11 protein-coding genes and 1 pseudogene are annotated in these 9,912 nt (G+C 50.1%); all 12 read right to left on the bottom strand.

What is annotated here, in order from left to right; translation table 11 throughout:
* Window positions 1-105: 105 nt before the first annotated feature.
* Window positions 106-1,716 (bottom strand): recombinase family protein, encoded by a 1,611-nt coding sequence (locus DW922_RS14570; protein WP_002605633.1) that lies wholly within the window; start codon window positions 1,714-1,716, stop codon window positions 106-108.
* Between the two features lie 100 nt (window positions 1,717-1,816).
* The gene (locus DW922_RS14575; RefSeq protein ID WP_002605634.1) at window positions 1,817-1,999 is read right to left on the bottom strand and encodes a transposon-encoded TnpW family protein; all 183 of its coding nucleotides are present in this window, start codon (window positions 1,997-1,999) and stop codon (window positions 1,817-1,819) included.
* Complete coding sequence (locus tag DW922_RS14580) at window positions 1,996-2,853, bottom strand: ATP-binding protein (RefSeq protein ID WP_002605635.1); 858 nt, start codon at window positions 2,851-2,853, stop codon at window positions 1,996-1,998. Before DW922_RS14580 ends, DW922_RS14575 begins: the two co-directional genes overlap by 4 nt.
* The gene (locus DW922_RS14585; RefSeq protein ID WP_002605636.1) at window positions 2,850-3,608 is read right to left on the bottom strand and encodes a phage replisome organizer N-terminal domain-containing protein; all 759 of its coding nucleotides are present in this window, start codon (window positions 3,606-3,608) and stop codon (window positions 2,850-2,852) included. The genes DW922_RS14580 and DW922_RS14585 overlap by 4 nt, the downstream gene beginning before the upstream one ends.
* The gene (locus tag DW922_RS14590) at window positions 3,598-3,789 is read right to left on the bottom strand and encodes a hypothetical protein (protein WP_006058351.1); all 192 of its coding nucleotides are present in this window, start codon (window positions 3,787-3,789) and stop codon (window positions 3,598-3,600) included. Before DW922_RS14590 ends, DW922_RS14585 begins: the two co-directional genes overlap by 11 nt.
* Before the next feature lie 186 nt (window positions 3,790-3,975).
* Window positions 3,976-5,598, bottom strand: coding sequence for a relaxase/mobilization nuclease domain-containing protein (locus DW922_RS14600; protein WP_002602093.1), 1,623 nt, complete (start codon window positions 5,596-5,598; stop codon window positions 3,976-3,978).
* Window positions 5,570-5,968 (bottom strand): plasmid mobilization relaxosome protein MobC, encoded by a 399-nt coding sequence (locus tag DW922_RS14605; protein ID WP_002602094.1) that lies wholly within the window; start codon window positions 5,966-5,968, stop codon window positions 5,570-5,572. Before DW922_RS14605 ends, DW922_RS14600 begins: the two co-directional genes overlap by 29 nt.
* A 533-nt stretch (window positions 5,969-6,501) precedes the next feature.
* Window positions 6,502-6,705: a helix-turn-helix domain-containing protein gene (locus tag DW922_RS14610; RefSeq protein ID WP_002602095.1), complete on the bottom strand. Its 204-nt coding sequence runs from the start codon at window positions 6,703-6,705 to the stop codon at window positions 6,502-6,504.
* Complete coding sequence (locus DW922_RS14615) at window positions 6,695-7,141, bottom strand: sigma-70 family RNA polymerase sigma factor (protein ID WP_002602096.1); 447 nt, start codon at window positions 7,139-7,141, stop codon at window positions 6,695-6,697. The genes DW922_RS14610 and DW922_RS14615 overlap by 11 nt, the downstream gene beginning before the upstream one ends.
* A 204-nt stretch (window positions 7,142-7,345) precedes the next feature.
* Window positions 7,346-8,113, bottom strand: a complete 768-nt coding sequence (locus DW922_RS14620) for a class I SAM-dependent methyltransferase (protein WP_002602097.1) — start codon at window positions 8,111-8,113, stop codon at window positions 7,346-7,348.
* Window positions 8,114-8,436: 323 nt separating this feature from the next.
* The gene (locus tag DW922_RS14625; RefSeq protein ID WP_002602098.1) at window positions 8,437-8,781 is read right to left on the bottom strand and encodes a helix-turn-helix transcriptional regulator; all 345 of its coding nucleotides are present in this window, start codon (window positions 8,779-8,781) and stop codon (window positions 8,437-8,439) included.
* 81 nt (window positions 8,782-8,862) lie between these two features.
* Window positions 8,863-9,912, bottom strand: a pseudogene (locus tag DW922_RS18140) (tetracycline resistance ribosomal protection protein); the annotation flags it as partial.

The following is a 9,912-nucleotide window of genomic DNA, read 5'->3' on the forward strand; positions in this document are numbered from 1 at the left end:
CATGCCCTGGGACTTTGCTGATGTGTGATAAAGAAGTAGTAGAAGTGTAAAAAATTTTGCCGTTCCTATCCGGCGTTTGCGCATTGCGCCGGATAGGTCGGGCGGTCATTCGGGCAGGTCTACCTTGCCAACGAAAGAGTAATAAATATCAATGTCCTGTCTGCGTGTGCCGTTCTCGTCATAGCTGCACTCATGCACAACGATTTTCTCCACAAACTCACGCAAAAGGGTAGGGGTAAGTTCTTCAAAGCTGGTGTACTTGCGGACAACATTCATAAACTTTTCTGCGTTTACCGTGGCTTCCTGCGCTTTGGAAAGCTCTGCCCGGATAGCGGCGGCTCTCTCTTTCAGTTCTTTCTGCTCGGCTTCATAGTCTGCCGACAGCTCCGTGAAACGCTCGTCTGAAATGCGCCCGGTCACGCTGTCCTCATACAGCCGCTTGAAGATAGCGGATAACTCGCTGATACGCTTCTCGGCGGCTTCCAGCTCCTTTTTCCTTGCGGCGTTCCTGCGCTTGCCCCCGTCCTCGTTCTGCTCGATCAGCAGCTTCATAAACCGGGCTTCGTGCTTCGCTGCATAGCTGGTGACTTTCCGCAGATTGTCGGTCACTCCGGCGGTCAACAGGTCGGTGCGGATAAAGTGCGCCGTACAGTCACGGGTACGCTTCTTGTAGCTCCCGCAGATATAACAATCCTGCTTGCGGGTGGCGTTCTGGTAACGCTGCTGGTAAAGGACGCTGCCGCAGTCGGCACAAAAGAGTATGCCGGAGAATAAGCCCACTTCATCATAGCGGTTCGGGCGTTTGCGCTGCTTGCGTAACTCCTGCACACGCTCCCACATCTGGGTGTCAATGATAGGCTCATGGTGGTTCTCGAAAATCGCCTGTTTCTCAATGGGGTTCTCTACGCTGTGCTTGGTCTTGTAGGACGGCTTCTCCGTCTTGAAGTTTACCAGACAGCCCGTGTACTCCCTGTTTTCAAGGATATGTACCACGGTATTGGTCGCCCACTTGCACTCATAGCCGGGGTGGTAGCGGCGGGTGCTTCCCGTCCGACGGTATTCCAGCGTTCCCGGCGTGGGGATCTCCTGCTCTGTGAGCATACGGGCTATCTTGGTCGGCCCGTTCCCGGCAAGGCACAAGCTGTAAATCTGCCGCACAACAGGGGCGGCTTCCCCGTCAATGATAAAATTTTCGTCCTCGTCCATAAAGTAGCCGTATACGGGTTTGCTCGTGACGGGCTTCCCGCTCATACCCTTAGACCGTTTTACTGCTTTGATTTTCTTGCTCGTATCTCTCACCAGCCATTCGTTAAAAATGTTCCGCAGAGGGGCAAAATCATTGTCGCCCTGTGCGCTGTCCACTCCGTCATTGATAGCGATAAAGCGGACGCCTTTCTGTGGGAAAATCATTTCCGTATACATTCCCACTTGCAGATAGTTTCGCCCTAACCGTGACATATCCTTGACGATAACGGTGCCGACTTTTCCGGCTTCAATGTCCGCAAGCATGGCTTGAAAACCGGGTCTTTGGAAGTTCGCCCCAGAATAACCGTCATCTGTGTACCATTGCAGATTGGAAAAGCCGTTCTGCTTCGCATAGGTTTCAAGAATACGCTTCTGGTTTGAAATAGAATTGCTCTCACCTTGCAGCTCGTCCTCGTGGGATAATCTCGGATAAAGGGCGGTAATAAGGTTTCGGGTGGTCTGTCTTAACATAGTGTCCTCCATTTCCGACAGCCAGCCCCACTATTCCGTATGACTATCATACCACACGCCGGGGCTGGCTGTACAGTCCTTTCTGCTTCTTTACGTCCCGTCAAATTGCCGATTTTTGTGTAGCAGCTTCCGCTTCCAGCACTTTCAGCATTTTATCGGCGGCGGTGGCGGTGGTGTCCTGCTTGAAATAGCCGGAAACGACAAGGACAGAATTACCTATGCGGATTTCCGTCACGCAATCCGGGCGGCGGGTGCTGCGGTCATTCTTTGGGGTGTTGGTCATAGGCGGCTCTCCTTTCTGTTCATCAGCTTTTTCAGTTGTCCCATTTTCTCCTGCGCCGTGGCTTTTCGGAAGTTGCTCCCGGTAAAGCGGACAGGAGAACACATTTCAATCAGACGGTCATAAATGCGGGCGTGGGCGGTGTCCTCCGGGTGCTGCAAGTCCTCCAGCGTGAGATTAGTCGTGACGATCAGCGGCCTGCCGCTGCGGTAACGGCTGTCAATCACGTTGTAGACCTGCTCTAAGCCGTATTCCGTTCCCCGTTCCATTCCAAAATCGTCAAGGATAAGCAGCGGGAAGCTGCAAAGTCGGGAGATATATTCATTCCTGCCCTCAAAGCTGGCGGCAAGGTCACCCAATATCAATGCAAAGTTTGTCATGCACACGGGGATTTCACGCTCCATAAGGGCATTTGCGATACAGCCCGCAAAATAGCTCTTGCCTGTGCCAACGCCGCCCCATAGCAGATAGCCAATGTTGCGCTCTTTCATGGTTTCCCAGTTCTCCACATAGAAATGGGCGTGTTCCATTTGCGGGCACTTGCCGTTGTCGTTCTCAAACGTCCAGCCCTGCATAGCCGGGTCTGTAAAGCCCCGCCGCTTCAACCGCTCGACAGTTTCAAGGTGACTGCGCTGTTTCTCTGCGGCTTCCCGTTCCTCACGCTCTGCCCGCTGGCAGTCACATTCTGCCGGGTGGCGGTCACGCCCCAGCCATGCGGCGGTTTCTTTGGGGAAATAGCCCTCTTTGGGCTTGTGGCACTTCCCGCAGTATAAAAGCCCGTCCTCGCCGGTGTAGTCCTCCGGCTCCGGCGTGGTGTCGGTCATATTCAAAATCATTTCATCAAATCCATTCGTCATAAGCTCTCGCCCTCCTTACAGGTATAATCGGGTATGCCCTTTTTCGGGGCTTTCTTGGCTGCGTCCTCCTGCGCCCACTTGAAAATCGTGGCTGCATGGCTCTTGTATTTCCTCCCGCTGGAAGCGATATGGCAGGATAGGCGGTCAATGTAATACTCCCACTTGCCGGGAAGCTCTGTTTTCAGCCCGTCAAGCTCCGTATCGGAAAGAATGACATTGTGGTATCTGCCATAGGCGGCGGGGGCGGGGTGTCCCGTTTCTAACTCTCTCTCTTTTTCTATTTCTATATCTATCTCTTTCTCTATCTCTATCTCTGGTGGACAAATGTCCGCTCGATATGGTGGACATTTGTCCGCCCCTGTCTGCGGCAGGGCTTTTTGTTCCTGCAAAGCCAGCCGCGCCCTGCGCTTGCGCTCCCCCTCGGTAGAGGACTGGCCGATTAAAAGCTCAATGTTGCTCATGTAGAGTGCGCCGCTTGGCAAAGGCTCCACAAGCCCCAGCTTCATAAAGATTTTCAAAGCTCTCTCTACGGTACCTACCTGCTGGCGGGTAATGGTCGCAATCATCTGGGCGGTGTAGGGGATATTCTCGTCAAGCTGCAATTTCCCGCCGTTTTTCAGCGATTTCAAGTACAGCTTCAAGAGAATGTTGGAATAGATAACGCCGTCCTGCATACTTTCCAGCAGAACGATTGCATCATCGTCAAAATAGCTCTCTTTCAGCTTGAGGTAGTAATATTTGCGGTTATCTGCCATAGGCTGCGTCCTCCTTTTTCCAGCGTTTGGAATAATAGCGAGGGCATAGTATGATAACCGCCCGGAAGCTCTGTTTGCAGTCACGGGTGCAGCCCCGGCATAGGTCGTTGTAAGTGATACGGTTGCGGTGGTTGAGGAAGAAAGACCATTCCAGCCGCCGCTTCTTGCTCATTCTCGGCAATGGTAAGCTCCTTTCTGCCGTTCCTATCGGTGTAGCGGGATAGGGGGCATTTTCTGTATGTTCTCGGTATCATTTTCGGGCTTTTTCTGCCCTGTAAGCCCCGTTTGGAAGTCGGGGAGTATTGCGGTAAGGGTTCATATCATACCTGTATTTTTGTAGGGTTTCGGTATCATTTCGGGGCGGTCTTTAACGCTCCTGTTCACGCTTTTTCTGCTGGCTCGGTGCGCCCCTTAAAATCTGGTCGATATTGCGTCTGACTGTCTGAAGCTCCTGCGCCCGCTGGCGTTTCTCCCGGTAGTCGTTATATCCGGCGTTCTTCTGGACGGTAAGCTGCTCAATCTCCCTTTGCAGGGCTTTGCTGGCTGGCAGCTTGGTTATTCCATGCTCCCGGAAATAACGGGCGGCTGTGTCCGCTATGATAAAATCGCTTTCGTGCTGTTCCCGGTAGGCTCTCCGGGCTTTCTCCGATTTCTGCGCTTTCAGACCGTCACGGGCGGGCTTCGTGCCGATATAGCCCAAAAGGTTGCGCTGCAATTCCTTTTTCTCCCGGATAGCGGCTTCCAGCCCTTTCAGTCCGGCAAGGCTCTCCTGCGTGGCGGTGTTGGCTGCGGAAATGGCAGCGTCCAGCTCGTCCGGGGAAGAAAAGCCATACTGCTGGTAGAGCATGAGGGTAGCCGACATCTGTTTGAGGTTGTGCATGGTCGCCCACTTCTCATAGCCCCGTCCTTTCCCCTCGGCTCGCTTGGCGGCTATGTCTACCATGCGCTGTACAGCGTCATTGTTCGGGGCGTTTTTCGCTTCTTTTTTCGTCCGTAAGCGGTCTTTGATACTGCCGGGGTATTCCGCTATGGCTGCGGGTTTTTCGGCGGCTCTGGCGGCGTTCTGCTCCAAAACGGAGAGGACAGCAGCCCGGTCAAAATCGTCCCCCAGCTTCCGGGCGGTAATTGGCTTCGTCCTGTCCGGCGTGAGGTAACTTAGCCGCCCCCGGCTCTCCTTGACGGTCACACCATGCCGGAGAAGCAGGGCGGCAAACTCATCAAAGCCGGAAGCAGCGGCAAGGGCTTCCCGGATAGTCCGGCGCAGCTTCGCCTTATCCGTTTCAAACTTGGTCTGCCGGGGCGCGATACCGTCCGCAGCAATAGGGGCGTTGGCTCTGTCAAGGGCAGCCTGTCCTTTCTTCTGCGCCCAATACTCACGCTCGGTAATGCGTTCTTTGCTGCCGTTCAAAAGGTCTATCTGGTAAAGCCCCTCGCTGTGGCACATCTCCATGACTTCGGCTTTCAGATAGTTCATAGCTGCGTCCGTACAGCGGTGCTTGCAGCCTGCTTTCCTGTCCGCTGGCCTGTCCATGTGGGGCAGCATGGGAACCTCCGCAATCCGCAGACTGTTAATGACGATATGCACATGGATATTTTCGGTGTGGCTGTGTCCGTCCGGGTGGGTGCAGACAAGGGCCTGGTGTCCGGGGAAATGCTCGGCGCAGAACTTCTCGCCCAGCTCCTGCGCCCGATCAACGGTCAAGCCGTTGTCCGGGCCGTCCCGTGGGTCAAAGCTGATGATGTAGTGGTGGCTCTTTACGTCCTCCCGTTTCTGGTTCTTGCCGTAGCGGAGATTGGAGCGCATACAGGCAACGGCAAAATCCTCCCCGCCACAATTCAGAGAGGATATGCGGTAGTCTACCCTCGGTATGAGCCGCCCGTCTGCGTCAAGGGTGGGCTTCATGGTAAACTCGTCATGCTCGAATGTGAGGTATTTTTCAGCGTCCCCGTAGTTGGCATTTTTAGAGCTGATATGTTTGAGTATCGCCAACGGCTTCACCTACTTTCTGCAAGACTTCAAACTTCAAGGCGGCAAGGTCGGCGGCGGCTCCCCGCACTTCCTTTTCCAGCCCCCGGTAGGGGCTTCCGTATTCGTTCAGGCTCCGGGCAATCTGGTTTAAGTTGCCGCCGATTTTCCCGTACTCTGCCGTGAGCTTGGAGAGGGCGGCAAGCAGCCCGTCATTGACCGGGGAAACGGTGACAATGGGGCGTATGGTCGCTTTCCGTATGGCTTGCCGGATAAACTCGGACTGGCTGATTTCATAAGCCGCCAGCCGCCCGGTGAAGTCGGCGTATTCTTCATCGGTCATGCGGGTCTTTACCACATGACGGCGGTGGGGCGTATTGTATTTCTTTCGCATGGTCTGTGACCTCCTTTCTCGCCCGACAGGGCGCATAGCAGGGTTTGGGGAAGGCACTCCCCAACAAGATTCCCGCAGGGGCAAAAATAAGCGGAGAGCGAATTTTGGCACCTCGGTAGAATCTTGCTCTGAAAAACTCCGGCGTTCCCCGGCTCCCGTCCTTTCCGCTAACAAAACGTTTCAAAAGGGCTTTGCTACCCGCTATTCCGGCTTATCTTGAAAATTTTCCTTTCACTACCTACAACACCACGCAAAGCAAAATGGACGGAGATTTTTAGAATTTCCCCTCTATTCCCTACAACACCACGCAAGCCGGAATAGGCGGACAATGGCAGTATTTTTTTCTTTGATACCCTCTACGGATAAGTAAGGGATTTTGCCAACTGCGGCGGCTATTTTCCCTTTTGTTTTTTCATACTGGGGATTTTCAAAAATGCCAAACAGGAACGAAAAAAAGCAGCAAATCTGTTGAATAGATTTACTGCTTTCTGGTTGCCGGCGAAGCGGCGGTTATTCAGTTGTAGGCGGTAGGGCTATCTCCCAAAGCGGAACTTGAAAATAGCTGTGAGAAGCGTCTGGGTGATGTAGTCCTCTGTATCTTGGTCTACCCGTCCATTCACACGGGCGGCACATTGTATGCGGCGGCGGTAATACTGCAATACAGTTCCCACCGCTTCCGGCTCCCCGCTGGCGGCTTGGACGATTGTTTCATAGGGGAGAAGCCTATTATTTCTCATATGCCATTCCCTCCATTTCCGCTTGGAGCTGCCGTAGGGCTTTTCGGATATGGTAGCCCGCTGTGCTGCGGCTGCGCCCGTACTGTCTGCCAATTTCGTGCTGTGGAATACGCTTGAAAAAGGACAGGTAAATCATTTCCCGCTCCCGTTCGTCCAGCCGTGACAGGGCTTCCGCAAGTAAACCGCTGCTGAAAATGACCGTATCGCCGCAAAGGGTAAGTATGTATTCCTCGTCCGGCTCCGGGGCTTGGAAATATTCATCTGTCGTGCCTAAAGGGTAGTGCTTTTCGTCTGTGAGGTATTCAAGGGATATTTCTCTTTTGTGCTTCCTGCTCCGTGTCCTCGCTGCGTTGATCGTTGCATTTCGGATAACGACTTTGCAAAAGGCATGGAAAGTGTACTCGATATGTTCCCGATATTCTTCTGTACAGGTCATGGAAAATCCCCCTTTCCTCCCAAAAGGGCTGTGGCTGGTTAGTAGTTGCTTTTTATGATAGTAAGGGGCGGCAGCACTTTAGGCTGTCGCTCCTTGACTGCCTAACTGCAAAACCGGGCGGGGCTGTCAACGGCGGGCGAAGCCCGTTCATCTTGACCGTTGACTGGCTCGGCCGGGTTTGCTATTTATCCGGCAAACTTGAATTTATTTTAAGCTATCACGTTTTACCTTTTTAAGCCTTACTATCATTACCATAGGAATTTCTTTATTGTTTTTGAAACATTCTTCATAAAATCCATCAATGACAAATCCAGCTCTGAAACAAAGGTTAAAAATATCTTGTATGGAACGATGATAATAAATCTGCTCCTCCGGCTGCCCTTCGATCGCTATATCATAGTAACTGTGCGGTGTCATATATTTTTCAGTCAATGTGATAAAACAAGGGTGCTGCGTTGCAAAGACAAAAATCCCGTTTTCCTCCAATAGTTCATAAACAGCCATAAAAAGCGGTTCAATATCCGTAATATCCATAATTGCCATATTAGAAACTGCTTTCGTAAAGGCTCGATTTCTTTTTAATCCTAATAAGCTTTCTCTATTGGTCGCATCCGCTACGCAAAACTCAATTTGTTTTGCATATTGTGATCGCCGTCTTTTAGCCAATTCTATCATTTTTTTGCTGTAATCAAAAGCGACGACCGAAGCGCCTCTCTGTGCAAGATACGAAGAATAATTTCCATTGCCGCACGCAATATCCAAAATGTAATCCGAAGGATCAGGAGAGAGAAGTTCCGTTACTTTGGGACGTACTACCTCTCTGTGAAATTCATTGGATTCGTCACCCATTGCATCATCCCAAAATTGTGCGTTTTTCTCCCAGATCTTTTTGCTTTCCTCTGTTCCCATGTTCTCTCCCACTCCCAAAATTTGCCTTTTTGCTTCCATTAAATCTTCCTTACTATATTCCATTGTTACCCTCCATAACTTCTGATTGTTGCCGTCTTGACTATTATGTATCTTTTCTTTCCAAAATGGTATAGGCTTTTATTTTTATAATGCTGCAAAACTTTTCTTCTGTAAGGTATTCAAAGGATATTTCCCTTTGCCGCCGCTATTGGAAAGCCAAAAGCAGCGGCTTTTTTACGCGATATGACCGAAAAGACTAGAAAGCAGGATATGTCATCATTTGTCATTTCTTCTCAATGTAATAACTGCATGGCATATCAAGCCAAATACAAGAGAAAAACAGCCACCGCCAAATAGTGATGCTCCCCACCCTGCACCCGACATTGTCATAAAACCGCCAACAAAGAAAATACCAATGCCAAGAAATATCCCGACACCATAAAAAAGTCCAATTGCCATATCATACTTATTAAATTGTCGTTTCTCTTTTTTTCACATGTTTCCATTTTTGTTATTACCTCCTTCGCAAAATCGTCCATGTGGACTCCAAAAAGAAAACAAATTTTTTTCAACGTATTTAAATCGGGTTCATTAACATCTCTCTCCCAATTCGATAGCGCCTGCCGGGTAACATTCAATTTCCCAGCCAGTTCTTCCTGTGTCATTCCCGATTGTGTTCGCAGATGACGTATTTGCTTTCCTGTTGTAATATCCGTCTGTTTCTGGTTCAAAATGGTTCCTCCTCTCTGATGCTGATTTTATCAATGATATTTCGCAATAGCCAGCAATGAACGTTTGCATTGCGCAAGATGTTACATTATCTTCTGAAACATATGCCGGATCTTGTCTAAACGGCTGTTCGGGCGGCGTGGCTGAAACACAGGCTCGCCGGAAGTTTCCTGATACCCTTTTAATTCTGTAATGCAGACACTTCTTCCATTTGTATAAAAATTCAAATCATTTCTATATTCACCAATACAACGGGCAGGGATTTCCCCCTTAAAAATAACTTCATCTTTTTCAAGTCTGGTTGATTCAATGATTGCGCAATACTTTGGTGCGTCATTATAAGCCCGTGAAAGATATTCCTGCGGTGCAAAAAGGGTAAAGGAAAGGTATGGTTCCAACAGTTGTGTTCCTGCTTTTTTCAATGCCTGCTCCAACACGACAGGCGCAAGAAAACGAAAATCAGCGGGGGTGCTGACCGGGCTGTAATAAACTCCATAATCAAAACAAATTTGGCAGTCTGTCACTCCCCAGCCATATAAGCCCTGCTCCATTCCATAACGCACACCCTCCATGACGGCATTTTGAAAACTTTGGTTTAAATAGCCGAGAGATACCTCGCTTTTATATTGTGTTCCGCTTCCAACAGGAAGCGGTGTTACAGTCAAACCAATAGATGCCCAAAACGGATTCGGCGGCACTTCAATATGAATCGTGTAGCTCGCTTTTTTTTGCGGTCTTTCCAGATAAATAACCGAAGGCTCTTTCATAGCCACGCCCACATGATATTTTTCTTCTAATAGCGAACAAATAACTTCTAACTGTACTTTTCCCAAAAAAGATAATATAATCTCATGTGTAACAGTATCAATGTCAAAATGCAAAAGAGGGTCTGTATCAGCAATCTCTGTGAGGGCATTTAACAGGGCTTCCCTTTGCTCCGGCTTTTGCGGCTCTACCGTTGTCCGAAGTAATGGCATGGGATTATCAATCCGTGTTTTGTGAGGCAGGAGTTTTTCATTTCCCAGAATGTCGTTCAGTTTCAAAGTATCATCAGCTAAAATAACAATTTCTCCCGGACAGGCATGGTCAACCGGGACGATTTCACCATTTGACGGAATACACATTTCTGTAAT

The organism is Clostridium sp. AM42-4 (genome assembly GCF_003480105.1).
GTDB lineage: Bacteria > Bacillota > Clostridia > Lachnospirales > Lachnospiraceae > Brotaphodocola.